Genomic DNA, 26,365 nt, shown 5'->3' with positions numbered 1-26,365 from the left:
ACCGACCAGCTTCTCCCGGCTGGTAGCTACGCCAGAAGGTCACGAGAACTGGTCACAGAAGCCGAGACTTGCGTCGTGAGCACACCTGAGCCGACCTAAACCGCGCAATTTCGCGACGGCTCTCCGCACGGTCGGAGGGCCGAAATCTTCAGCTGGTGACCGTCATGATTACGACGGCCCCGATAATCGGCAGGAAAATAAGGCCTAGTAGCCAGCCGATAAGGCCAACGCCCACGGCAGCCAGAAGGAAGATGGTCAAAATCAGAGACACTATCCAAGCAAACAGGGGGTTCATCGCGTCATAATGACATCAGTGGGGGTTCACAGGCTGCCGAACGAGGTTTTTACGACTTGGGTGGATGACGCGTGAAGAGTCCCACATTGCCCTCGCGACGACGTTGTTCGCGCTGGCGCTCACAAGCAAATAGGCGATTTCATCGCCTACGTCTAATGCCTAGCTGGCAAGCTAGCAACTGTGTACACGTACATCCACCTCGGAGGGGGGATCAGCGCCGCACCCCCCGTCCTTAGCGCCTTGTCGGCTCTGGACGCGGTGGTCGACGGGATACGCGGGAGGGTGGAGGCCGCGGATGGAGGGTTGAGGAAGCCGGTCGTCGCTGCCGCAGTCGCGGACCGGCTCGCCGACAAGGGGTTCCGCATCCCAGTCAACGGCGACCTGCTCGTCACCGCCGCAATGCGTCTGGGACCCGGATCAGTGTCGATTGACGCCCTGCACTCGATCTCAGGCTTGGGTGTTTCGGTTCACGCTGGACGTGCATGGAACAACAACGAGGCCCTCGTTGGCGTCCTTAAGATGGCTGCGGCCAGCAGTGTCCGCACCGCCGCCGTGGTCGTGCCAGCTCACTACAAGGGCTCCGCAGCCGCCCCGAAAATCAGTGAGTTCCTCGAAAATCTGAGCCAATGGTCGGGCGTTCACCTCGAGCTCGATGGAATCGCCGTGTTTGCCTACTGATCACCCTTGGCCAGCCCCCGTCCGCCGTCAGCACCCACTCCCAAGAAGTCGGCTACGACTTCGGCCAATTGCCGGGCAAGAAATGGTGGCACGGCGTTTCCGACCTGATGGTACTGCTGAGTCCGGTTACCACAGAAGAAGTAGTCGTCCGGGAATGTCTGTAGCCGGGCTGCTTCTCGTACGGTTAGGCTTCGCATCTGACTCGGGTCAGGGTGAATGTAATAGTGACCGTCTTTCGAGATGTGCGAAGTGATCGTGGTGCTGGGATCATTCAGTCGCTGCACACGGAATCGATCTGAAAATGGAGTATTTGGGCCACCGATGTTGGCGTGGTTGGGGCGCAACGCCTCGGGCAACTGATCGACCTTCACGATGTGCCCCTGCTTCGCCCTGGCTGCGAGATACGCGTACCGCATGAGGTCGGTGGGCATGTGAGATCGCGCCTCATGCTGGGTCACTGCCCCACCACTTCGGTTCGTGAGCCAGGCCTGCAAAATGCCGTCGGCCATACCTGCAGACTTCCCGCCTCGGGCAAAGCCCGTCGAAGCAGGTACTGGAAGGTTGTGTCTTCTTTCCCCCGCGAGTTGCAGGGCCTCCGAACGGATGGAACGCCAGAGGCCGACGGTGTCCTCCCGCTTTGGGCTGATCTGGGAGCGCACAGACGGCAAGTCCGCCAGCACAGCCTCAACGCTCAGCCCAGCCGCCGACGTGAGGATTCGGGATGACCGCCCGGTTAGTCCCGATTGCACGCCCAACAAGATCACCCGATGCCGCTTCTGCGGGACCCCGTACTCCTCAGAGCGAATCACATAGTCCTTCGGTGCAAGCGCCTTGGTCGGTTGCAGACTGGCGTGGGGGTCCACGACAAACGAACGGATCTCGTAGCCATCACCCGCGGTGGACAGGTCCTCTATGATGCGACTGAAGAGGTGCGCTCCACCGTGGGTGTGTGACAACAAACCTTTGACGTTCTCCATCACAAAAACGGGGGGGCGATGCCGCTCGATGATGTCCAAATACTCGCGATAGAGAAAATGCTTGACGTCGTCCCCGAACGTGGCGTCATTCGTGCGCCGCGCCCTCCCCACCAGTGAATAGGCCTGGCACGGTGGCCCACCTATCAGCACCCACGGCCCCCCGCCAGCACTGGACAGAGCGTCTCGGATGACATCACTACTCGCGTCGCGGCTCGCGGGTCCAAGCTCCACCTGCTGGACGTGTCGTTCGGCGTCACGCAGTCCAGCTGCGACCTCACGCTGTTCGATCAGCTGACTCCACGAAATCTCGCCATTGAGGAATCCAGAGTAGAAGGACAGGCCCTCAGTCGAACCACGAAGCGACCGGACCGCGGACCGGAGCCTGAGCGTGTCGCACGCGCGCGCATCCATCTCGAACGACGACACCGCACGGAAAACTTGATCGCCGTCGGGGCGCAGAAGGCTGGAGAACCCCTCGTTCAACCCGCCCGGACCGGCAAACAGGTCAACCACTGGAACCGGGCTCACGGCGCTCCTCAACTAGATGGACGGGTGCCAGGCTAACAGTGTGAATGGCGGCACTGACGGTGGGGCCAAGGAACCTCTCAATGGCAGCATGGAGCCGAGTCGGGTCCCTCCTTCAGCGCGCCTAAGCGCACGGTTCTCTAGCCAAGCCCGCGACGCCACGAAGCCCGAGCTGAGCCTGCGCCGCGAACTGCACCGTCACGGCCTCAGGTTCAGGGTTCAGTACTTGATACCGGGCCTGCCTCGGCGGCGAGCCGACCTTGCCTTCACCCGTCAAAAGGTGGCGGTCTTCGTCGACGGATGCTTTTGGCACGCATGCCCACTCCACTGCGTCGTTCCCAAGGCGAACCGTGAGTGGTGGCTCTGGAAGTTTTCGACAAATAGTTCGAGGGACGCCGACACGAACATCAAACTGGCAGAACTGGGTTGGACGGTTGTCCGCATCTGGGAGCACGAACCTCTCGAACACGCTGTTTGCAAGGTGACCGAGGCCTTGCGCGACTACGGCTCATGATTGGGTGGCGCCTGAATCCCGGGATGCCCGCCATGCCTAGCACCATGGGTGTTGCTTACCCCCCACCCGCTTGACGTCGGCCATCGGCCCCGGGCTCCCATCGCTCCCCCTTCGCAACAGCAGACACCAATTCGTCGAGCTGCGCTGGCAACAAAGTGTCAAGCAGGAGGGGGCCGGTCAGGAACACGACCCGCTTGCATAAGACGCGCGTGTATTCCATCCGCCGGGGACCCTCGTGCCGGATGACCGAACGGGCGACTGCCACTGCTAGGCCCCGGTTGCGAGCAAGAGCGGTGCGCTCGGTAATTTGGACGAGCTCGTCCTCGTTCAGATCTTCGGCCCCATGGCCCTCCAGTTCATTCAGCAAGTCGTAACGCATCCACGCTCGGCGCAGCACGTTCCTCGACCCGCCGAGCACACGGTCTTCACTTGGGTCCGGGAACCGAGCCCACACCAGATCGGGGAAGACTGACGTGGATAGAAAGTTCCACGTCGACTTGTGTGCGGCATCACTCACCACGATCTGCAATCCGTGGAACAAGGCCCTCCCCAGCATCCAGTCGAATATTCGATGAGGACCAGCCACGTGCCCATTCTCACTAATCAGCGGGGCCATTTGAGTCATGACCTCGGTGCGAACTTGGGAAATTTTCGTCCCGGAGGCCACCGTTCCCCCGGTGGGGACTGGCGCGGCCTGGTTGTGCTCAAACCTGGCTTGTTCCCTGAGCCCGGCTATCGATTGATAAGCTATCTCCTGGAGCTCCACGAACCTAGCGAGTGCGTGCCCATCAGCCAGTCGGGGATACAGGTAACCTGTCATTGGGTTGCCTCCATCAAGAATTCAAATCCGACTTGAAGGTTGCGTTCAAATCGCGAGGGATCCTGTCTTGCCATTTCTATTGCCGACGCCAAGTCCATGGAAAGGAATGTCGCCGCTATTGACTCTAGACCGGCACGCAAACTTCCGTCGTCCAGAGCGATTGGGTCGGCGTCGTCGAGATCGAGAAACTCATCGGCGGCGACGGTTCCAATCAGTTGCCGGGCAACATCAATCCTCAACACCGAATGCAAAATTGCGGCGCGGTCACCACTCGTTTCGAGGAGGGCCTCTGCCGCGGGATGGTCAGCGTTCAGCAGCAGCCGTACGCTCCCGACGAAACTGTCAGACAGACTGCCGTAGTCCAGCCTGACGGCCCAAGCCGCCGGCTCCATATGAATCGCCGAGAAGCTAATGGTCTCCGTGGGGAATCGATGGAGCTCCCCCTCAAGAACAACCGTCTTGCTGGGAGATTCAGCGAGCCGCGAGGATGGACGAAATGCCCTATTCCCCGAGGCCAATAGAGCGCGGTTAAGCACCACGTGGGCAGACAGGCGCACCCGGTCCGCAAGGACCCCAGGGGGCGTTGCAACCGTGACTGTCGATTCACCCTCTCCCAGCTCGTGCAAAGATATTCGCCGGTGAATTCGTTGGCCCGTCGAGGGGCAGTCGACAAGCACCGTGAGGTCACATTCAGCAAGGGATGAGAAACCGGCGGAGCTAAGAAGCTCGTCCTCCGAAACGCGAAGAACTATGCCGAATGCGACCGATGAGTGGTAGTCCCAAGACGTGAGCCGCTCTTCCACCGGCCCAGATGAACCATCTTCTCTAACCACAACCCAGTCCCCCCACTCAATGGCGGTATCCGAGGCGCGCAGATGCGGAAAGACCCGAGCCTTAGTCATTTCTCCTCCCGGGCAGGACGCACATCAACGACCGCGAGAAGTTCGCTTTCGACTTCAGCTAGGAACCAGATCTCGTCACCAGGCTCCAACCGCGGCCCTTCCTTGGAGATTGCAAGGGTGTCCGAGTCGAGATCGGGGCGACCGCGCACCCAGCCGATCGGACGGGCAGCATCATCGATTTCGGCTGCCCCGCCTTCAACGCCCACCCTGACCTCTGCCTCCAGCGTGGTCGCCCCTGGAGCCTCCAAGTGGCAGCGGACCGCGACGCGCCGTCGCCCGTCCTTCAGCGCACCTAGCAAATACTCGGACACGCGAACCTTTGCTTGCCGAGGTGCGCCCGGACCTCGAGGTGTAGTTCCACGACGGCCGGGCGCGCTCCCGCCGACGGGTCCCATCAATGGCCCAAGCGAGTCCGCCAACGCGACGACAGAGCTACCAGAGGTGGGCTCCGGTCCCTCCGTCACCGCGGGAGCCAGCGCCTGCTCCACTAACTCACGGATACGACGCATGGCCACGTTCACGATTTGGCGTTGCGCCTTGTCCTTTACAGCCTCTGCGACCCAGTCATCGTGGGACGGCGGTTCCGACATGGCGAAGGCGTCGTCAGTACCCTCGAGCGGCTTGAACACAGCGCACCACTGAAGCGTGGGTGAGTCGAGCTTCGGCAGCGAGAGGAACTTCACCAAGAGCTCCGCGTCGTGCCGCATTAGAGCAACGTTCGAAACGGGCTCATTGAGAGGAACCACCTCTCGCGCGCCGGCGTCCCATTCGACCTTGGGGAAACGCGTGATGGCGAGATGACCCAGTGTCAACCTCGGCCGTTGCATCTCGACCGGCACGACTTCAGTGTGCAGATCAGGCTCAGGGGCATCTTCTCCCTGACTGCGCCTGACCGCTGACAGTGCGTCAGCGAAGGCGGAGAGAATCGGGTGCGTCCCAATGTCGGGTAGCGGAATCGGGACACCGTTCAGTTGCACCGATATCTCCATGTGCTCGCGAGTACTGGTTGGCTTGACCAGCTTGGGCCACAAGTGCCAGAGACAGGATTCAACGAGAGCATGGGCGTCTTCCTCACGGTCGTCTCCACCAAGGACAGGGGCGAGGATGAGCAGGCTCGTGCCGGTCTCCTCGGCCTCGAAGTGCCGCTCGAACAGGTTCTCACCAAGGACGCGGGCGGACTCACCCACGAGCGGCTCCACGCGAATGCCGTCGTCTGGGATCACCCCCCACCAGTGCCGGCCTGTGTAACGAAGCCCATCCATGTCGTAGCTCGATCCGAACGCTGAGCCGATGATGCGGTGTTGCAGGCCACCCTCTGTTCTTGTTCGAGACCAGAACAAGACGGTGCCAAGCTCACTCGTTGTATAGGAGATCGTCTTGCCGAACCCGTAAGTGCCACCACCGAGGTGAACGTCACGGGGGGTTCCGATCGTGAGGATGAGATCCCTGAAGTTGGTGGGTTCGCCAGGCGGAGGCGTCAGGTCATTTCGGACCGGCCCACCCAGACCCTTGGCACCACGGTCAGAGACTTCCAGGGCCCACACGGGCGACCCATCGAGTGAGCTCGCTACCGGCAGGGGTCCCGCGTCCTCGAGGAACACACGTTCGCGCAGGACATCTAGCTCGGAGTCAGTCAGCTGACGAAGGTTCATCGTGAACTCGAGTCGCTGGCCGCGTTCGCGTGCATCCCAACTGTTCTGGGCAGTCTCCCGAACAAGAACCGACACCGGGGCGAGATCGGGTGTCCCGAGGAGGCGGGACGCGCCGTCACCGTCGATATCTCCTACAGAGAATTGCTTTGGGAACCACTGGAGCCTGGCGTCCGAACCCAAAGGCGGTGTGGGCATCCGCTCGCGAGCAGACGTCTGCAGGGCAGCTCTCGGGATCTCCTGATACACGTCGACATGCTCGATCTGGACGTCTGCCGGATCCGTCAGATCAACTTCGTCGACGGGCTCCGTCAGGGGATCGGCATGAGTCGTGGTCGGTGAGGTTCCGCCTGCCATCGCGACGGCATTTTCGAACGAGCCGTCTTGGTCGATCGCATACTTCGCCATCTGCCACGTCTGACCGCTTGGGTGCAATCCAGCGGCACGGAGGTGCGCGGACAGCACAGTGTTCACGGTGACACTCGCGCCGAAGAAGTGCTCGCGCACGGGAGAGAGCGCCCGCTCCAGCTCCGCCTCAGTCAGGTGTCTAGCCATCCGCCCAGCACCCCCAACATCACTTCGTCGACAATGGGCTCAGGCGCAGCAGCCAAGGAGAGGTCGTAGCTCAGTCTCGTGACGGCAGGGCGACGACTCAATGGAATGTCGGTCGCTCTCAGGCCCGGGAAGTCATGATCCACCTCCCAAAGGCGCAGTGAACGAACTGCGAACCGAGGAGCGTCCTGGCCAGACTCGAAGACATAACCGTAATCGGCGACAGCCTTGATCAAGCGGGTTTTCGGGAAGCCCTGAGCAATGAGTTCGCGGATTCGTTGGTCTAGGTCGGGAGCGACCGGGTCGAGGGCGCAGTGAACTACCAGGAGATGGAGGGCCTCTGGTGACGTCTCAGGGTCTAATTGATCGACATTGCTCACCCGGATCGTTTGCCCGTCGACCGTGGCTGTCGCCTTGACCTCCAGGTGGCGGCCCACGTGGACGAAATCATGAGTCGAGCGTGAAGGACCAGACCATGACATGAGAGCGTTTTCGGGGTCTTTGGTTCCTAAAATACCTAGCGCCTGCAGCTCGCCGATCAGGCCCAAAGTGGTCTCCCTTGGCAGAGACCCTTTGGCCACGCGCATCAATTCGCGCCATTCAGTTAGGGCCTCAAGACAAGAGCGTCCGGGGTTCGAGGGATCAACATCCACCCGCTCGATGACGTCGGCGACCAAGTGCTCGAAAACCAGCTCCAGCGAGCTGTCAGTGCACTCAAGGTCGACGAAGCGCATGGTCCGACCATCGAGAACAAGCTCCCTCGTCCTGCACGACACCGCCGCAGTCTTCTCTTCGATCTCGGGGACCGCGAGGCCGACGGGAAAAAGTGCATGCTTGTGGTGTTCCGAGTCCACGGCCACACGAAACGCGCCGGCGGGCAGGTGGAAGTCCGTGAGGCGCGAGATCAGCTTGGTCTCGTCCAGCTCGACCAAGTCGTTCTGTACATAGACAAACTCCTGCGCGAGGTCGATCATGACCCACCCCTCATGAGGTCGACGGCGTCCACGGTGTTTGATTTCTCGTCGTCATCGAGCAGCTCCTCGACCTCCTCGTCGACTCGCGCAGTCCAACTGGGCTGAACGGAGATGAAGTCACCTTCTGACCCGTGGTCGTCCTCTCCGAGTTCGGGGAACACAATGCCGACACCGATGAGTGGGACCTCGGCATTCATCGGACGCCGCGAGACCCCCCGCAAGGGGGTGGAGCGGTGCGAGACACCGTAAATGATCAATAGGCCGACGTCCTTGGCCATCGCCCGCCGGATCTCAGGGAAGTTTTCGCCGGTCGCTCTCCTTCGACTGACCTCGGCACGATCTTGGTCCGCTACCCAGTCCTGGATCGACAGGAGCGCCTTGATATTGGCTCGTGAAGCAGATGGGTCGCGCAGTGGGGCACGATTTACCAAGGGCAGGTTCGCCTCGAACCCAAGATCGACGTCGCCCAGATCCACCACTTGACCATCGACCCTATGTTCCTTCTCCGTGCCAAGGAAGACGACGTTCCACTTCGATGCTCGCGCGTGACGATCGATCCAATCCGTGATGTGGCCCGCCCGCAAACCTTGGTCCGGGTGGAATTTGTACGTCCGGACGAAGTCCAGAATGGCGCCAACCGGGACGTCGTTGAACTGCCGACGTGCCCGATCCTGCACACTTGGCAACGAGGCGGATAGGCACGAGGCTGCTAGGCCCCGAGCAGCAGCGATGTTGGCGGAGAGAGCGCTGGAGTCGTTCTCGTGGAGCAGGAAAGTCTGATGCCGCTGACCTGAGAAGGACACTTGAACCAATCGTGCGTGGTGCATCTTCTTCGGGTCTGTGATGGATAGTCGACCCGGGTGTGCCCGGACACGAACGCCCATCTGGCTGGGGGTGATTCCGCCCATCGCCGTGAGCCGACGGATCTCAATCCTGATCTCCTCCTCGACCGTCGCGAGGAACTGGAAGTCCTCTGACAGGTCATTCGTCATCCAAATCCGCGGGAGATCCTCGTAGCCGGGACGGTATCCAAACCACCGGCCCATCTGGAGGAGAGTGTCATAGGTGTTGGACGTCCTTGTGAAGTACGAGACCGTGAGCCCTTCGAGCGTCAAGCCACGCGACAAGGTCCCACCTCCAACGGCTATCACGGTCTCCGTAATCGGTCGACCACTGTCACTAAGCCGTCCGTAGTCAAGACGATCTGTGGATCGGCCGTTGTCGACAACAACTCGGATTTCGTCCAAGACGTCGACTAGCACGGAAGTCACGTCGTCCCAAGCAGGCATTCCGAGTTGAGTGACGCCGGGCACGCGCTCGGACTCATCGTCGAAGGACTTACGAAACGTTGAGAGGTCCCCGTCCTCCAGTTGGCGGCGAAGCTTAAAGATCATGCTCTCGATCCGTCCTTGCATCGCGAAGTGTGGCGCGACGTAGGACGTCGTGTGGACCAACATGGAACTGTGGTCCATCTGTCCTCGCAACCTGCGGATGCAGGTTGCGACCACGAACCAAACGACTGCGTCACCCAAAGAAGATGGCATGTCTGGGTCGAATGAGGCCCTGTCCTGACTGGAGCTTGGGGGGCGGAGACTTGTTGCCTCGGCGACCGAAATCATCCTGACCATGTCTAGGCCGGGCTCAGGATCGTCGGCGTCCTCTACGCTCTGCCGGCCAAAGATCCGCTCAGCGCCAAAGTATTCGTCGGAGCGCGGCAGGTCCAAGATAAAGTCAGACGGGTACATCTCCGTCTCATCATTGGGATCCATGAAGATATTCGCGAATGGAGTCGCCGTGTACCCCACGTACGAACCCGTGGGTATCTCGGCCCATATTTCTCGAATCAACTTGTTGATCTTCGACATCTCCTGCTTTGCCGCCAGCGAGTTGGGCGTGGCTTGGTCCGCCTCATCGTCGAGAAGCAGAATGGGTGCTTGCGCCCGAACTGCAGGGTCGATTTCTTGAAGCCAGTCACGGAGTCGGCGCAGTCGCATCGGATTCTTCTTGACTACGGCGATCGTCCGCGCCTGTGGGTTCTGGAGGAGAGCCTGTCCGTGCAGAACTTCCCCGAAATCGCGGTCCTCCGTTGTCAAAGCATTCCAGTTGCCCACACCGAGGTCCCGGTTAAGTCGGACCTGTGTTTGTCGCCTCAGATTGTTGTGCATTCCGCTCATGACGATGCACAGCCGATAGCCGGCATCTGCGGCCTTCGCCATCACCGCCGCGTAGTTCGCTGTCTTCCCGGACTGCACGTAGCCGAGGACGAGCCCCTTCTTCTTCAGCCTTCGGATTCCAGGGTCAGCGAAATGTGCCACGACCTTGTTTGACGCTACGTCGATGTCTGGCAAGACAGTAGCAAGACCAGTGCCCTCGATTTGGCTCCGGAGATACCCCCAGTAGCGATCCGAATCTCGCGAACCTACGTACCACTGAGTTTCCTTGGCATCATCGGTCATTACCTCGCGGTAGGCGTCCGCATGTACCCCCTGCGGAATGTCGAGCGACTGAAGCCGCTGACTCTCCTCGCGCATTGCTTGCACCACGGCGTCTACCGGCGACCGATCCGCCAGCCCGAGGCCTCGTATCAATTCCGCGGCAGCTACATCTAGCGAGACATTTCGTTGCCTCTGGTCGTTGATGATCGTGGTCTTGATGTACTCCGCGTTCAACGCTGCCCCTTGAGTCGAGAAGAGCTCCTCAGCGACGCTGAGTCGAAATCAGAGATTGCGTCATGTGATGGCTCAGGATGGCTCTTGATACCTCAACATACCCAAGCTGACGTGCGCGTGTGGTTGATTCTGCAACGAGGCCCTCACATGCGGACCCTATGTAAGCACGTCGGGCTCGATCGTCTGGAAGCTGAAACGAGAGACTGACTCATCCCCGGAAAAGGGGAACGCCTCAAAACGTGAAGCGGTGGCCCGCACTTCCGGGCTACCGCTTCGCGTTTGCGCTTGATCAACTGCAGCCGGGGGATGCTTCCGGGAGATCAGCACCTCGGCTGCGGCCGGCAGACCCGTCTTGGCTTTCGATCGCACAATGTGCTTGGGGCGCTTGCACGGATTCGCGCCGAACGGTAGATCGACGGCTGGTTAGCCCGAAAGCTCCTCGAGGAATTGCGCCACCGACTCGAGAACTCGCTCGGCATCCTGGCCTTCTTCCACCAGGGCCTCCACTCCCGATCCCACGATGTAGGCCATCAGGTACGAGGCGTTCCCCTTGTAGTTCTTGTCCAAGTCCTCCAACGAGGGGCCTGGAGCCAGTTCCTGGGTGCGCGCGCGGTCGGCCTCGCGGACGCGTGTGAACAGGCTGTTGAGCATGTCGAGCGCCTCTTCGCCGCGGCGTCGACCAGCCAAGATAATCACCTCGGACGGTGGCCTCGGGATCACGGCCACGCCGGCCTCGTCATCGGCCCCCTGGTCGCCGTACTTGTCGGCGAAAGCCACGAGCGCCATGAAGCACGCGTACGTCAGGGGGTAGCCATGCTCATCCCACGCCTCGCGACTGGCGTCGAGCAACTTGGCCGGGGGTCGCGGCGTGGAGATGAGGTCTAGCGCGCTTTCGGCTGATGGATGCACCCCGCCACCTTAGTTCTCCGCGTCCCTCAGGCTTGTCCCGCACTCCTCTTCTCCCCCGCCCCGCCGCTGGCTCCTTGCGCCGAGCGTCGAGCGTCGAGCGTCGACGCGCGCAAGAAGAACGGCCCCGAGGAAATCCTCGGGGCCGTTCTTACGAGCTACTGCTCAGATCAGCTGCAGCCGCTGGTGCTTCCGCAGCCTTCGCAGACGTAGCACGAACCAGCCGGGCGCATCTTCGTGCCGCAGGTCATGCACATCGGCGCGTCCGCAGACACACCCTGGAACTTCTCCATGAGCTCGGCCGACGAGTGGATGTCACCCGAGACCTCGCGAGCCGAAGCCGCACCGGCACCGGACTTGTCCTCGATCGAGTGGTCCTCCGTGTCGACAGCCGGCGAGTCACCCTTGGGTGCCACCTCTGCCGTCTTCTTCGGCGAGGTCGCACCGACACCTTGCGAGTACGACTCGATCTCGTCCTCGAGTGCCTCGGTGTCGTCACCCTCGACCGTCGACGGGGCGTAGGAGCCCGTCTCGAGCTGACGCTGACGCTCTTCGGCGGTGTGGATGCCCATGAACGAACGGGTCTCGAAGTCGAGGTGGTCCAGCGCCAGGCGGCGGAAGACGTAGTCGACGAGCGACTGGCCCATCCGGATGTCCTGGTCGTCGGTCATGCCGGCCGGTTCGAAGCGCATGTTCGAGTACTTCTCGACGAAGGTCTCGAGCGGCACGCCGTACTGCAGACCGACGGACACCGCGATGGAGAACGCGTCCATGACACCGGCGAGCGTCGAACCCTGCTTGCCGAACTTGAGGAAGACCTCACCGAGGCGACCATCGGCGTACGTGCCAGCGGTCAGGTAACCCTCGGCGCCACCGATGGCGAACGACGTCGTCTGCGAGCAGCGACGCTTCGGCAGACGCTCACGCGTCGGGCGGTAGACGACCTTCTCGACGACCTGCGCCGGACCGGCAGCCGCAGCGGCAACGCCAGCAGCCTTGTCGGTGGCAGCGTCCTTCGCGGTGGAGCCACCGTCGGAGAGCGGCTGACCGACCTTGCAGGAGTCGCGGTAGACCGCGAGCGCCTTGAGGCCCATCTTCCAGCCCTGCATGTAGACGTCCTGGATCTCCTCGACCGAGGCGTCCTCGGGCAGGTTGACCGTCTTGGAGATCGCGCCGGAGAGGAACGGCTGCGTGGCCGCCATCATCCGGACGTGACCCATGGCCGAGATGGAGCGCGCGCCCATGGCGGTGTCGAAGATCTCGTAGTGCTCGGTCTTGAGTCCGGGCGCGTCAATGACGTGCCCCTTGTCGGCGATGAACTCGACGATTGCCTCGACCGTCTCCTCCGTGTAGCCGAGCTTGCGCAGGGCACGCGGGATGGTGAGGTTGACGATCTGCATCGAGCCGCCACCGACGAGCTTCTTGAACTTGACGAGCGAGAAGTCCGGCTCGATGCCGGTCGTGTCGCAGTCCATCATGAAGCCGATGGTGCCGGTCGGGGCGAGCACCGACGCCTGGGCGTTGCGGTAGCCGTTCTTCTCCCCCACCTTGACGACGGCGTCCCACGCCTTCGTCGCCGCGCGGTGGATGTCCTTGTCCATCGTCTGCATGGTGCGGATCGAGTCGTTGGCCGAGGCGTGCTTGCGCATGACCCGCTTGTGCGCGTCCGCGTTGCGGGCATACCCGGCATACGGGCCGACGACACCGGCGATCTCGGCGGAACGCTTGTAGGCAGCACCCGTGAGCAGCGAGGTGATCGACGCGGCCAGCGCGCGGCCACCGTCGGAGTCGTAGCCGTGGCCGGTCGCCATGAGCAGCGCACCGAGGTTGGCGTAGCCGATGCCGAGCTGGCGGTAGTCACGCGTGGTCTTGGCGATTGGCTCGGTCGGGAAGTCCGCGAAGCAGATCGAGATGTCCATGGCTGTGATGACGAGCTCGGCGACCTGCTGGAACTTCACGACGTCGAACGTGTCGTCGTCCTTGAGGAACTTGAGCAGGTTGAGCGAGGCCAGGTTGCACGAGGAGTTGTCGAGCGACATGTACTCGGAGCAGGGGTTGGACGCGGTGATGCGGCCGGTCTCCGGGTTGGTGTGCCAGTCGTTGATGGTGTCGTCGTACTGGATGCCCGGGTCGGCGCACTCCCACGCGGCCTTGGCGATCTTGCCCATGAGCTCGCGGGCGTCGATGGTCTCGATGACCGAACCATCGCCACGCGACTTCAGACCGAACTCGGTGCCCTCCTCGACGGCGCGCATGAACTCGTCGTTGACGCGCACCGAGTTGTTGGCGTTCTGGTACTGCACGGACACGATGTCCTTGCCGCCCAGGTCCATGTCGAAGCCGGCGTCACGCAGCGCGCGAATCTTGTCTTCCTCACGCGCCTTGGTCTCGACGAACTCGACGATGTCGGGGTGGTCCACGTCGAGGACGACCATCTTGGCCGCACGACGGGTCGCGCCACCGGACTTGATCGTTCCCGCGGACGCGTCGGCGCCACGCATGAACGACACCGGGCCCGAGGCCGTGCCACCGGAGGAGAGGAGCTCCTTGGAGGAGCGGATGCGCGACAGGTTGAGACCTGCGCCCGAGCCGCCCTTGAAGATGAAGCCCTCCTCCTTGTACCAGTTGAGGATGGAGTCCATCGAGTCGTCGACGGCGAGGATGAAGCAGGCCGAAACCTGCTGCGGCGAGGCCGTGCCGACGTTGAACCAGACCGGGGAGTTGAAGCTGAAGACCTGGTGGAGCAGGGCGTAGGTCAGCTCGTGCTCGAACAGCTCGGCGTCCTCGTCGGAGGAGAAGTAGTCGTGCTCCTTGCCCGCCTTGACGTAGGTGAGGACGACGCGGTCGATGAGTTGCTTGAGCCCGGTCTCGCGCGCCTCGGTACCGACGGCGCCACGGAAGTACTTCGTCGTGACGATCGTGGAGGCGTTGACACTCCAGAAGTCGGGGAACTCGACCCCGCGCTGCTCGAAGATCGTCTCGCCGGTCTTCCAGTTCTGCTGGACGACGTCGCGCTTCTCCCAGGTCACCGCGTCATAGGGGTGCACACCGGGCGTGGTGAAGATGCGCTCGACAACGACACCCTTGCCCTTCGTGGCCTTACGTGCCCCTGTACGGCCGGCGGTCTCCGTCATTGCCTGACTCCCTCTTCTGCCCGGCTCATCCCGGGCGTTCGTATGAACTGCATCAATTCTTGCGGTGACCACTGACAGTGGTCGGGTGGTGCGAGGTGGTCGCTGTGAGCGACAGAAGTGCTGTGTTTTCTGGGTATGCCGTGTGCTGCGGTGACGCGGTAGGCCCTGTCAGTCCGGCGGGGCGACAGAAGCGCCCTGGCCGCCGGCCGGCATACCCCTTCGTGGTTCCTCGCCCATGCCTTCATCGCGCTCGACCCGCAGCAGGGTGATCGCCTGCTCGAAGTCCTCGAGGTTGTCGAAGGCCTGGTAGACGCTGGCGAACCGCAGGTAGGCGACCTCGTCGAGGTGGCGCAGCGGTTCGAGGACGGCGAGGCCGACCTCGTGGGCGTCGATCTCGGCCTGTCCGGCCCCCCGGATGCTCTCCTCGACCTGGTGGGCGAGGAGGGCGAGCTGGTCCTCGGTGACCGGGCGGCCCTGACAGGCCTTGCGGACGCCGACGAGGACCTTGGCGCGACTGAACGGCTCGGCCGCTCCGGACCGCTTGACGACGGACAGCGCCGCGGTCTCGACAGTGGTGAAGCGCTTGCCGCACTCGGGGCACTGGCGGCGGCGGCGAATGCTGGAGCCGTCGTCGGTGGCGCGCGAGTCCATGACGCGGGAGTCGGTGTGGCGGCAGAACGGGCAGTGCATGAAACCGACTCCTTTGCGCCTGGATTGACGTGAAATGGGGACAACTCTGGGGACGAACTGGGGACAACGTGTGGAGAAGTGCCCCGCCCCTGTGAACCACATGTGGATGAACTACATCCGTGTAACCACTAGATGTAGTAGCCAGTATGCGCCGCTGTGACACACGCCGCAAGCCCATCCGGCAACTTCCGCGTGTCCGTGCGTGCCGTCGGCGTGTCGCCCCTGTTTCAGGCCCCACAACGCGCGCGTACCCGCCCGCGCACGGTGAGCGAACGGCATACCGGATGGCCTTGAACGGCTCAGGTCGTGGGCTCGGTCAGCGCTCGAAGGATCCGCAGCGCGACCGTCGGGTCGCTGAGGTAGCCCGAGATTCCGTGGCGGTTCGGGGTGGGGTTGGTGACCTCGACGTTCTCGATGTCCGGAGTCACCGGGAAGTGTCGGGCGTCCAGGGGATGAAGGGCCACCACATCTCGTGAGTCATGGGCGTTGAACCACTGCTTGACACCCGGCGGCGTTGATATCGGCGCCAGTGCATCGACGATGGTCCGCACCGCCAGCGGGCTTCCCAGGGTGATGAACGTGGGGACGATCCACCCCTCCGACTGGGCCCGCCGCTTGAGCACGTCATAGGCCACGACCGAACCGAGCGAGTGCCCGACGACGACACACTCCGTCTCCTGGTCGAAGGCCTGCCGCACGCCGCTCTCGATCACGGTCTGGATTCCCGGATTGCGCAGGTAGGCGTAGACGTCACGCGTGGCCAGCGCGAGGCTCGCGCCGCCCAGGCCGGGCACGCTCTCCAGTGCCCTCAACGCGGCCAGCACCCAGGGCCAGTTCTGCACGCCCTGCTCGACGACATCACCGTGAACGGCGTGAGCGCGAATGTCGTCCTCGCCCAGCCCGATCGTTTCGACGACCTCACTGATGACGGCCGCGATGAACTCCTGCTCCACGGCGTTCGGTTCACCCGCCGACTGGATGATCACCTCTGCGGCCTCGTCACCGCCGTCCCTGACCAGGTCATCCAGGGTGTCGCCGTAGTAGGGGAAGCGCACCTTGTCGGCCGGCACAGTGGCGTCCGAGCCGGCAGCGCGCAGACCCTCGTGCAGGGCATCGAGCCACTCCCCCTTCAGTGCCTTGCTGTCCTTGCCCTGCTGTGAACGACCGTGGATGAGGACTAGCGTGCGCATGGTCTTCTCCTGTGGATCGGGTTTCAGGTGGGCGAGCAGTTGCCCGAGTGGATCGCCCGAAGGTGTGCGGAAAGCCGTCCAGAGCGACGGGCGCCGACTCGGGACTGCGGGCGCCGGCGCGATGCCGTCAGCGCCCAGGAGCGACCACCCCTGGGCGAGCGCAGGAACCGCTGGGCCGTCGTGGTGTGAGAAGTCTTCGGCCAGCAGCGCCACGTCGTAGGGAACCGGCAAGCCCTGCTCCCGCAACCTCTCGAGCAGGGTGGGAACCCACGACCGGTGGCCCTCCTGGACGAGTCCGTAGGCGACGTAGATCGGGATGGACAGGTCGCCGTCCCAGCACGACACCGCCGCAGCTATCGCGTCCTCGGGGTCGGTCAGCCAGTGCAGGCCGAACCGAGTGCGGCTCGCGACCATGGATCGCCACCTGAGGTCGTCCTGTCGCGTCGCCGGGTCCGACGGCCGCGGTGAGTGCCACCGGACGTCGACCACCGCGTCACCGTCCATGGTCACGGTGCAGCGATGGTCGCTCGTCATCGGCAGGAGCAGCGAGAGCCCACCCGTCGTCACAACCATTGCGCTCTCGGTGCGCAGAACCACTGTCAGTGGGACCAGTTCCGGTTCGGTGTCCTCCCGCAATCGCACGCACGTGACGTCCGCATCGCCGCTGTGGGCCGCCGCCGTCACCAGCTGAGCCGCGGCACTCCGGGCGAGGCCCTCGGCGGGATCCAACGTGGCCAGTCCGTCGAGCTCGCCCTTCTGTCCGGGTTGCCATCTGCGATTGCGTCCGCGATTGCGTCGTGGTCGCGTGGGCGTGATGTCTCCGTCGCCCGCTGGCTGCCCACCTCCACCTGGCCCGAGGTCGTCCCCGCCAGAGGGGCCTTCGCCACGCCACGGGGGCTGCCCAGCGCGAGCGTGCGGCACCTGTGACAACCAGACGCCCTGGGGGTCCGACGTGATGCGACTCTCGGGCGACTGCGTCACTTGACCGGCGGCCCCCAGCTCTCTGAGTCTGAGTGAGAGGAGGTCTGGCAGCGCACGGTGCAACGCCCAGGGACGCACGACGTCGATCTCGCTCTCGCTGGCACTCAGTGGTTCGAGCAGCCCGGGGTGAGCGCCGCTGAGTGCCTCGGCAACGACTTCGGACCACACCGCGCGGAACGTCCTGGCGGCCTGCCCCACCGCGGCGGTGGCTTCCTTCTCACTCACCTGATGCGCGTTCTCACCCACGCGCGTCGCATAGAACACATCCACTTTGCGCGAACCAGCCGTGACCGGGTTGGGGAAGACGGAGGATCCAGTCACCTCGCCGAACTGCAGCGAGGCTGCGGGGCTGCGGCACGCATCGGAGAGCAACACGACGTGGGGAATGACTCCGCGCTCCGCCAGACGCACCGACTTGGCCACATTGACGGCCTCGCTCGGATCGTCGGGCGCGCCAGAGAGCAACCACAACTCACTGCCGTCGTTGACCACACCATGCCCACAGAAGTAGACGGTGAGCTGCTCGATGGTTCGGCTGTCCGCAAACGCCCTGACGGCCCCGAAGACACTGGCGGCGTCGACGATCCCGCCGTCGGAGTCGTCGAGACAGGTGATGAGCTCGTCGGGCACACCCTGGGCACGGATCCAGCCGCGCATCGCGCTCAAGCCCCCCATGACCGCCGGAAGCGGCCGCAGTCGACCGGTGCGGCTCACTCCGACAAGCACGTAGGCGCGCTTCACCCATCGCACGCTACTCAGATCCATCCCGCGTGTCCGGGGGTTCGTCTGGGCTATCGGCAGGGCACATCCAGATCGATAGGTTGCGCGCATGGCGGACGAAGCTGCCGAAGCCACGACGAACCTCGCGCACGAGTTGCTGGAGGTCGCCATGAGCGCACCCGAAACCATCCCTGACCGGCTTGGAGCGCTGGAGCCACTCGTTCCCGAACTCGGTCTCGAACTCGGTCTCGAACTTGCCCGGTCGGGGTTCGCGGCGCTCGATTCGCAGGACCTGCCCCGCTCCAAGGCAGCCTTCGGCGCGGCCATGGTGACGTTCAGCCGGCTCGAGGACTGGCCGCGTGCCGTGGACTGCGGAATCCTCCACGCGGACCTGTCCAAGGCCCTCGCCGTGACGGAGGAGGACCACGAGCTCGCCCGCGAGCGCGCACGGGGCATGGTGGCCCTGGCCAGACTTGTGGGGCTGCCAGCCATGATGCTCGAGGCCAGTGTTGTCGCGGTCGCCAGCGCCTATCGCGCGGGCCTCGCCTGCCGAGGGCTGCGCGACCAGGACGGCCACCGCCGGTGGTTGCTCGTGGCGCTCACCGACTGCGTCGAGTCACTCGCCCTGGTCGAGGCAAACCCTGGCAGCAACTGTGTCCGGACCTTGGCTTCGCTCGTGGGCACGACGGTCCACGAAGTGCGACGGCAACACTGGTTCAACGAGCAAGGTTCCGAGGTGGACCGGTTGTTGAGGTCCATCGCCCTCGCGACGGAGTCGTTGGTCGCGCCAGGGGCACGGAGCCTCACCGGAGAGGACGCTGATCTGATCGGGCTCGAGATGGAGCTGGCCAGCCTCTCCTACCACTCGGGCAGCCCCAACTCCGCACGCGAAAGGTTGCTGCGCGTCCTTGAGCTGACGCAGGAGCAGGGTGACCTCGACACCTTCATGACCGCAGCGGCCACGCTGTATGCCGGTGAACGCACGTCTTACCGGACACCTGACGAGCTCACAGCGGTTCAGGATCGATTCGCGGGCGCCGTCGACTCCTTCCGGGCCCGTGCCCGGTCCCGTGCGGGGCGGCTGTGGATGGCCCAGCAGCTTGACGAGATGATCGGCGCGACGGTGTCCGATGAGTTCTCACGGCTGAACGGTTGTGATGTCGCCCGGGCGTACCGTGCGGTCGAGCGGTGCCGTGCCCGCACCCTGCTGGACGAGATGAACGGCCGCACCCGGCACCTCGAGGCACCGCAGCTGGCCCAGGCTGCGGCGCTCGAAGCCACGGTCATGCATCTGGAGTCACAACCCACTCTGAGCGACCTGGTCGGCGACCAGATCAGACTTGCCAGCCGCCTGCCGATCGGCGGGCTGTCGACGTCGCCGGCCATTCTGCGGTCCTTGAGCGAGCTCGAGGAGCTGTATGCCGCACACGACGCAGGCTTCGTCGGGACGACCCCGCTCGGCACCATCGACACCGTCATCGAGGCCTTGGGCCCGGACGAAGCCATCGTGAGCTACTACCTTCCCTACGACCCGCTCGACCCAGCCGGCGAGCTCCTCATCCTGGGCATCACTGCGGAGGGAGCCATGCCCATCCACCTGCCCCTGCTCCAGGCCGAAGGCGCCAGCAGTCTCACGATGCGCATCCAGGCCGACGGAAGGCAGCCCGTCGACGCCAGTCCGCTCGGTGAGCTCATCGTCAACACGCGCCTGTCGATCCTCAATGCGGAGGAGGACGACGCCAAGGCCCGGCTGGCAGAGCTCTACCGGATCCTGCTGACCCCCCTCGAGGACCGCGGGGTCCCAGTCAGGAACTACAGGACGCTCTACGTCGTCCCCCACGGGATCCTGCACGGGGTGCCGTTCGCTGCACTGCGGACCCCTGACGGGAGGTTCCTGGCCGAGGAGGTAGCGACCGTTGTCGTCCCCAGCGTGTCGGTCTGGGAGGAGCTGCGCCGCCGACCCCGCAGCAGGCCCTCGAGCTTTCGGGGATTTGCCAACCCGGTGCTGGCAGATTTCGAGCCCTTGCCGGACACGGAGCTGGAACTCGAAGACGCCACGGCGACATTGGCCGGGATGGACACGAGGGTGCTCGTCGGGAAGGACGCCACTGAGTCAGCACTGCGTCGGGACGTCGCCGGTACCAGCATCGTCCACTTCGCGACGCACGGGGAGTTCCCTGAGGAAGACGTTGTCAACATGCATCGGATCCTGCTGACCCCGACCAGTGACCACGACGGCCATGTCAACGCCGAAGAGCTGCGGGCCATGGACCTGAGTGCGGCACAGCTGGTCGTGCTCAGCATCTGCGACGGTGGCGTGTACCGCTTCGGGCCGGGCGATGAGCCCTATGGCCTGCTCTCGGCCCTGCTCGCGGCTGGTGCCAGCACGGTCCTCGCTCCGCTGTGGGCGATCGACGATACCGAGGCTCGGCTCCTCGTCACCGCGTTCTACGGCACCCTGCTGAGTCACGGCCCGGCCCTGGCCCTGCAGGACGCAGCCGTCCAACGCCTGAGGGCCGGAGCCGAGATCCGCGACTGGGCGGGCTTCGTCGTCTTCGGCGAGACTGCTTGGTAACACCCCGAAGACCTGCGTATGCCGCCCGCTCGAGACGAGCGGACGGCATACGCAAGGGTTGTTGCCGGGTCAGATCGTGGGCCCCTGGGAGCGGAGCTTGTCGACCTCACTCATGGCTTCGCGGAGCTGGCCGAGCCACTCGTCCGCGTGCTGTCCGACGAGGCGGACCGACCACGCGAGCGCGTCGCTGCGGGAGCGGGCGACGCCGGCGTCGACGAGGGTGTCGAGGACCTGGCGCTCGGGCTGACGCAGGCGCGTCATGACCGGTGCGGCGAGGTGGGTGAAGAGCGCGGTCCCGTCTGCGAGGCGTACCCCCCAGGACACCTTGCGCTGGTAGCGGGCCTCGGCCTCGCGGGCGATCTCGATGCGTCGTTCCTTGGTGTCGCTGCGCCAACGGCTCACGCGGCCTTCAAGAACGGCACTGTTTTCGGCGCCGCCGTCTGTGTTGCCTTCGGCGAGGGTGCCGATGACGGTGATCTCGTCACGGTCGACGTTGACGTCGACTGCGGTGAACCAGTCATCGGGCAGGCGCCCGTTGAACCAGTCCTGCGCGTCGTCGGCGTTGGGGACGTCGGCCTGCTGCCAGCCGCCGGGGCGGCCCATTCCGGGACCTCGGCCGCGGCCTCCGCCTCGGGGTCCGCGACGTTCGCCGCGGGGTCCACGCTCGCCGCGTTCGCCGCGGGACGTGGGCTCGGAGTCTTCGGGACTGAAGTGTGTGTGGTGGGACCTCATGGGGGTCTCCCTTCCTGTGGTGCCTGCATCTTCTTGCAGTGCTTACATGATTACACAACTGCAGACGCAAGAGAATTGTTCCGCGAGCGCCGGGCGGCTCCCCCACAGACACGACTGCCGGGGGTGGGCGCGGTGCCCACCCCCGGCAGTCGGGGATACCTCAGTACTTCTGGAACGGCTGGTGCGTCAGCTGACAGCCTTGAGGGCGTCAACCATGCCATCGCCGTAGTAGCTGTTGTCCGCGGCCGTGCCCACACAGGCAGCACCACTCGTGGTCGTGCAAGCCGTGTCGGTGGCGTCCGCGCGCAGCTTGGCCACCATCTGGGCTGGCGTGAGCTCCGGGTGGGCGGACTTCATGAGGGCGAGGACACCCGCGACGTGCGGGGACGCCATCGAGGTGCCGCTCTTGGTGCCGTAGCCGTTGTTGCGCACGATCGTCGACAGGATCGAGCTTCCGGGGGCAGCGACGTCAATGACGCCGAGACCGCGGTTCGAGAACGACGACAGTCCACCCGTGCGGGTCGCCGAGGACACGGTGGCAACGCCGGGCAGCTCGGCCGGGATGTCCTGGCACTGGTCGTTGATGGTGCGCAGGACCGGCGTGGTGTCGTTCGGGCTGGTCGGGTCCTTGAACTTCGACTTGTCGGACAGGTCGTAGGCCGAGTTGCCGGCAGCGGCGGCGTGCACGACACCCTGCTTGGTCGACCATGCAACCGCACGGCTCACGGCCTCCTTGGCTGCAGCCTGGTCGGGCTGGTCGCTGCACCAGAACTCGAACGGGTCGATGTAGTAGCTGTTGTTGGTGACGTCCATGTGCTTCTCACCGGCCCAGATGAAGCCACACACGGCGTACTCCGGGTAGATGAACCCCTCGTCGCTGACGACCTTGACCGCAGCCATCCGCACGTTCGGCGCCACACCGACGATGCCGACTCCGTTGCGAGCAGCAGCGATGGTGCCCGCGACGTGGGTGCCGTGGTCACTCGTGGTGGGGTACCAACCCGTGGCGGACGTGTCCGGGCGACCCGCGTCAGTGCAGTTCACTGAGTCGGCCACGTCGATGTTGGCCTGGAGGTCCGGGTGGTCGGGGTCGATCCCACTGTCGAGGACGCCGACGAGCACGTTGCGGGAACCGTCAGTGATCTCGTGGGCCTTGTCAGCCTTGATCATCTGCATGTCCCACTGCTCACCCTCGCGGGCGTCGATGGTCTCGGCCGGCGTGGTGGGCGCCTCGACATCGCCGTTCGCGGACTTCTTGGCGCCCTGCTTGTAGCCACTCGCACCGGGACCCCACGGCGCCTGTGCGTCCGCCGGGGTGCCCTCGAGGACCTCGGCGGTGCGGCTCGCACCGACCGAGTCGAGTGCGTTGCCACCGGCTGCCCGGACGTCAGCGCGGAAGGCCGACCTCTGGGAGTGGGCCACGACAACACCAATCTGGGGCCAGCTCTGGACGACGACGCCGCCCGCCGCGGCGACGGCCTTCTCAACGAGGCGGGTCTGGCCCGGGTTCGCGACCTTCGCGTTGAGGATGTAGCTCATGGTCGTGCCGTCAGGGGCTGCAATCGGCACGGGGGTCGAGGTTTCGGTGGTGGAAGCGGACGCCACTGTGGGGGCACCGCCGAGCAGGGCGACGGCTGCTGCCGCCGTCGCTGCGACGGCGAAGGTCATCCGCCGGCGCGGACTGAAACGAGTCATGCTCACTCCGTTGTGAGGGTCAGCCGTCCGTGACACGGACGGACCCCCTCAAGCGAGGGGGCAAGTGCCATCCTGCCCGGTCCGATCGGCGGATCGCCAGTGCCCACTCCGGCGAGGTCCGCGGCAGTGTCGGCCGCGCGCGACAGGATGGACCCATGACCGCCACGACCAGCGAGCACAGTTGGCAGACACATCCAGTCACGCCAGACCGGTTCGAGGACTTCGCCGACGTCGTCAACAAGAACCGGCGACAGACCCACTGCTGGTGCGTGTCCCACCGACTCACCGCTGCAGAGGTCACCGAACTTGGCGGCTCGGGGAAGGATCAGCGCGAGCAGGCCATGCGCACCCTCTGCGAGCGCGAGCGCCCGCCAGGTGTCGTCACGTATCTCGACGGCGAACCGGTCGGCTGGTGCAACATCGGGCCCCGCTCGGAGATCACCCGTCTCAACCGTTCCAAGCTGATGCTGCCCACCGATGACGTGCCGGTGTGGAGCATCGTCTGTGTCGTCGTGCGCAGCGGCTTTCGCAAACGCGGCGTGACCCAGCACCTCATCGATGGGGCCGTGGACTACGCGGCAGCCAACGGAGCACCTGCCGTCGAGGCGCACCCCGTCGACCCGCCCGGACGCATGGATCTCACCATGGCTTTCGTCGGCACAAAGGCGATGTTCGAGCGGTCCGGCTTCGAGGTCGTCGGCACCACCTCGGCCACGGCGAGCCAACTGCCGCGCTTGACGATGCGTCGGACGCTGTCGGCCTGAGAAGTCATACTTTCTCCATGACCTGGGGGCTATCGATTCGTGCGGCCGGGGCCGCACTCGCCGCCGTCGCCGTCGCCGCCGTGGGGCTGGTGGCCACGGCCGATGTCGCGAACGCTGAGGGCGGGCTCGCCGAGAAGGGCAAGGCGACCTTCGTCGTTCCCGGTGACGGCAAACCCATCACGGTCACCCAGACCATGACGATCACCAACCAGAGCCCGTCGACGGCCACGAAGTACTTCTTCTGGGCCGGCTACCCGCTGTGGCTGCCCAACGGCGGCACCAACCTCAAGGCGACCTCCGGCGGCTCAGCCATCCCGGTGAAGCTGACGACCATCGATGGCCAGAAGTACGCCGACGTCACGTTCCCGAAGCGGTTGCAATACGGCCAAACCCGAACGTTCACGGTGACCTACAGCCTTCCCGGCGCTCCACCGCGATCAGCCAGTCCGGGACGCGTGGGCAAGGGATTCGCTGCGATCGACGTCTTCTCCCCAGGAGATGCAGGCGAGGCCACCATCGAGATCGTGGCGCCGCGCGCGATGACCATCGACCTCTCGGAGAAGTACTCCGAGACCAACAGCGGCGACAACCGGGTCTCCACCCTGAGCGGCGGTGGCGCCGACGGACTCTGGTCCCTCCTGTCACTGCGCGACTCCTCCCAGACCCTGAAGAAGGAGCTCAAGGTCGGCAACCGGACCTTCAACCTTGCGGCCTTCCCCGGTGACACCGCCTGGGTCGCTCACATCACCAAGAACCTCCCGCCCACGCTGCAGGAGCTCGAGAAGCTCACCGGGCAGAAGTGGCCGACACCCACCACGAGCATCTCGGAGGACTTCAGCCGCCAGGTCTACGGCTGGGACGGCACCTACAAGCTCGGCAGCATCAACATCTCCGAAGCCCTGGACCCCGCCCTCCTCGCCCACGAACTGGCGCACGCCTGGTCGAACTACGACAACCTCGACCAGCGTTGGCTCACCGAAGGCCTAGCGCAGGAACTGGCCACCCAGGTCATGGCCGCGACCCAGGGCAAGGACGATGAGCACGACAAGGTCAGGCCCACCCAGAAGGGCGCCTTCCCGCTCGCCGAGTGGACCGACGAGTCCGACACCGCCGGCGCGGCCGAGGACTACGCCTACCCCGCATCCTGGAACGCCGTCCACGCCCTCGTCGCCGGCAGCACCCCGGCCGCCAAACCCCAACTCTTCCGCGCGCTCACGACCAAGCGCACCATCTATGACGCCCCCGGCGATGGCACCCTCGCCGCCCAGGGCACGGGGTGGCAGCAGGCCTACGACCTGTTCGAGGTCACCGGCGGCAATGCGCAGACCCGCGCGATCATGACCGCGTGGGTCACCGGCTCCGGGGCCACCGCCCAGTTCACCGCGCGCGACGCCACCCGCAAGGCGTATGCCGCAAACGACAGGCTCGACGGCGACTGGGCCCTGCCTCGCGGCGTGCGCCAGGCCATGGCCAGCTGGAACTTTCCCGTGGCCAGGGCCGGGCTCACCCAGACTGCCGCCCTGTCAACGCAGGCGGCCGCGGCCCAGTCAGCCGGCACGAAGGCCAGCGTGGACACCAAGGGTGTGCGGGCGGCATACGAGCAGGCAAAGGACACGTCTGGCTACGACACGGTGGCGGCCCAGCTGCGCGCCTTCACGGCGCAGGCCAAGACCTATGGCGAGCTGCGCACCGACGTGGAGGATGCCAACCCACTGGCCGCCCTCGGTGCCCTCGTCCTGCGGCCCACTGCCGACCTCGATCAGGCGCAGACGGCACTGGCCACGGGCGACACCACGGCAGCCGGCAAGGCGCTCGAGGGAGCCGACTCGGCAGCCAGTCTGGCCACCCCCGTGGGGGCCGGGATGCTCTTCGGCTTCCCGGCGCTGCTGGCCGGTCTCTTCTTCGCTCTGCGTGGACTGGGACGGCGTCGGGCGCGCTCTCGGGCGAAGGCCGGGGCCCACGCCAAGGCGCAGGCCGGGGAGCTGGCCCTAGCGGGAACCCTCACTCCGAGCCTTCAGGCCCGCGGCCTCAAGGGCGAGGTAGCGGTCGGTGAGGCCCTTGAAGAACAGCCGCCCCATGACGACGCCGAGCAGTCCGGTTTGCTCGACGGAGAGCAGCGCCCGGGTCCCACCACCTGACTGGGCCTCGACACTGTGCCGCGCCATCGTCAACACTCCCGGACCCTTGGCCACCCAGGTGAATGAGCGCCCCGGTTCGACCTCCGTCACGGTGTACTCCGTCGGCGGCAGCTTCGGCTGCTCCACGCGCGCCTTCGACCCGACCGCGAGCGGCCCCTCATCGAGGCGCGTCACCGACGTCACCGTGTCGGTCCACTCGGGCCAGCGCTCGACGTCGGTCATGACTTCCCAGACCCGCTCAGGCGTCGCGGCGATGTCCACGGTGACGTGCTGCTCCATGTCTCC

The 26,365-nt window shown here is 64.7% G+C and carries 16 protein-coding genes; 4 read left to right on the top strand and 12 right to left on the bottom strand.

The genetic code is table 11. From position 1 onward, the window contains the following. Positions 1-475: 475 nt before the first annotated feature. Positions 476-973 carry a hypothetical protein gene (locus JNB_RS00270; RefSeq protein WP_148232250.1) on the top strand — a complete coding sequence of 166 codons (498 nt, stop codon included), beginning with the start codon at positions 476-478 and terminating at the stop codon, positions 971-973. On the opposite strand, the gene JNB_RS00265 is transcribed toward JNB_RS00270, so the two are convergent. Further along, complete coding sequence (locus JNB_RS00265) at positions 967-2,478, bottom strand: DNA cytosine methyltransferase (protein ID WP_040883386.1); 1,512 nt, start codon at positions 2,476-2,478, stop codon at positions 967-969. The genes JNB_RS00270 and JNB_RS00265 overlap by 7 nt on opposite strands. A gap of 16 nt (positions 2,479-2,494) precedes the next feature. On the opposite strand from JNB_RS00265, the gene JNB_RS20790 reads away from it, so the two are divergent. Next, a complete protein-coding gene (locus JNB_RS20790; protein WP_371176609.1) occupies positions 2,495-2,989 on the top strand; it encodes a very short patch repair endonuclease in 495 nt (164 codons plus the stop codon). 816 nt (positions 2,990-3,805) lie between these two features. On the opposite strand, the gene JNB_RS21190 is transcribed toward JNB_RS20790, so the two are convergent. The 8 genes from JNB_RS21190 to JNB_RS20170 form a co-directional block, all read right to left on the bottom strand. Next, positions 3,806-4,711 (bottom strand): hypothetical protein, encoded by a 906-nt coding sequence (locus JNB_RS21190; protein WP_148232249.1) that lies wholly within the window; start codon positions 4,709-4,711, stop codon positions 3,806-3,808. Beyond that, positions 4,708-6,915: a hypothetical protein gene (locus JNB_RS00250; protein WP_009774364.1), complete on the bottom strand. Its 2,208-nt coding sequence runs from the start codon at positions 6,913-6,915 to the stop codon at positions 4,708-4,710. Before JNB_RS00250 ends, JNB_RS21190 begins: the two co-directional genes overlap by 4 nt. Continuing rightward, the gene (locus JNB_RS00245) at positions 6,900-7,886 is read right to left on the bottom strand and encodes a PD-(D/E)XK motif protein (protein WP_009774363.1); all 987 of its coding nucleotides are present in this window, start codon (positions 7,884-7,886) and stop codon (positions 6,900-6,902) included. Before JNB_RS00245 ends, JNB_RS00250 begins: the two co-directional genes overlap by 16 nt. Then, positions 7,883-10,555 carry a Z1 domain-containing protein gene (locus tag JNB_RS00240; protein WP_009774362.1) on the bottom strand — a complete coding sequence of 891 codons (2,673 nt, stop codon included), beginning with the start codon at positions 10,553-10,555 and terminating at the stop codon, positions 7,883-7,885. The genes JNB_RS00245 and JNB_RS00240 overlap by 4 nt, the downstream gene beginning before the upstream one ends. 423 nt (positions 10,556-10,978) lie before the next feature. Next, complete coding sequence (locus JNB_RS00235; protein ID WP_158306103.1) at positions 10,979-11,341, bottom strand: hypothetical protein; 363 nt, start codon at positions 11,339-11,341, stop codon at positions 10,979-10,981. A 290-nt stretch (positions 11,342-11,631) separates the two neighbouring features. Next, on the bottom strand, positions 11,632-14,595 hold the full coding sequence (locus JNB_RS00230) for a vitamin B12-dependent ribonucleotide reductase (RefSeq protein ID WP_009774360.1): 2,964 nt from the start codon (positions 14,593-14,595) through the stop codon (positions 11,632-11,634). 168 nt (positions 14,596-14,763) lie between these two features. Next, positions 14,764-15,285, bottom strand: coding sequence for a transcriptional regulator NrdR (gene nrdR / locus JNB_RS00225; RefSeq protein WP_050766551.1), 522 nt, complete (start codon positions 15,283-15,285; stop codon positions 14,764-14,766). Positions 15,286-15,584: 299 nt separating this feature from the next. Further along, positions 15,585-18,197 carry a V8-like Glu-specific endopeptidase-like protein gene (locus JNB_RS20170; RefSeq protein WP_009774358.1) on the bottom strand — a complete coding sequence of 871 codons (2,613 nt, stop codon included), beginning with the start codon at positions 18,195-18,197 and terminating at the stop codon, positions 15,585-15,587. Positions 18,198-18,285: 88 nt separating this feature from the next. Between JNB_RS20170 and JNB_RS00215 the strand changes: the two genes are divergently transcribed. Then, positions 18,286-20,751 carry a CHAT domain-containing protein gene (locus JNB_RS00215; protein ID WP_009774357.1) on the top strand — a complete coding sequence of 822 codons (2,466 nt, stop codon included), beginning with the start codon at positions 18,286-18,288 and terminating at the stop codon, positions 20,749-20,751. Between the two features lie 69 nt (positions 20,752-20,820). Here JNB_RS00215 and JNB_RS00210 read toward each other — a convergent pair whose 3' ends face one another. Continuing rightward, complete coding sequence (locus JNB_RS00210) at positions 20,821-21,354, bottom strand: hypothetical protein (RefSeq protein ID WP_009774356.1); 534 nt, start codon at positions 21,352-21,354, stop codon at positions 20,821-20,823. 315 nt (positions 21,355-21,669) lie between these two features. Next, entirely contained in the window at positions 21,670-23,178 is a 1,509-nt protein-coding gene (locus JNB_RS00205; protein WP_050766550.1) for a S8 family serine peptidase, read from the bottom strand. A 155-nt stretch (positions 23,179-23,333) separates the two neighbouring features. Between JNB_RS00205 and JNB_RS00200 the strand changes: the two genes are divergently transcribed. After that, positions 23,334-23,942 carry a GNAT family N-acetyltransferase gene (locus JNB_RS00200; RefSeq protein WP_009774354.1) on the top strand — a complete coding sequence of 203 codons (609 nt, stop codon included), beginning with the start codon at positions 23,334-23,336 and terminating at the stop codon, positions 23,940-23,942. Positions 23,943-25,930: 1,988 nt separating this feature from the next. Here JNB_RS00200 and JNB_RS20785 read toward each other — a convergent pair. Beyond that, the gene (locus JNB_RS20785) at positions 25,931-26,359 is read right to left on the bottom strand and encodes an SRPBCC family protein (RefSeq protein WP_009774353.1); all 429 of its coding nucleotides are present in this window, start codon (positions 26,357-26,359) and stop codon (positions 25,931-25,933) included. Between the last annotated feature and the right edge of the window lie 6 nt (positions 26,360-26,365).

Source organism: Janibacter sp. HTCC2649, from assembly GCF_000152705.1.
In the GTDB taxonomy this organism is placed as follows: domain Bacteria; phylum Actinomycetota; class Actinomycetes; order Actinomycetales; family Dermatophilaceae; genus Knoellia.
The sequence above is the reverse complement of the archived record's forward strand: the minus strand, read 5'-3'. Positions and strand labels throughout refer to the sequence as shown.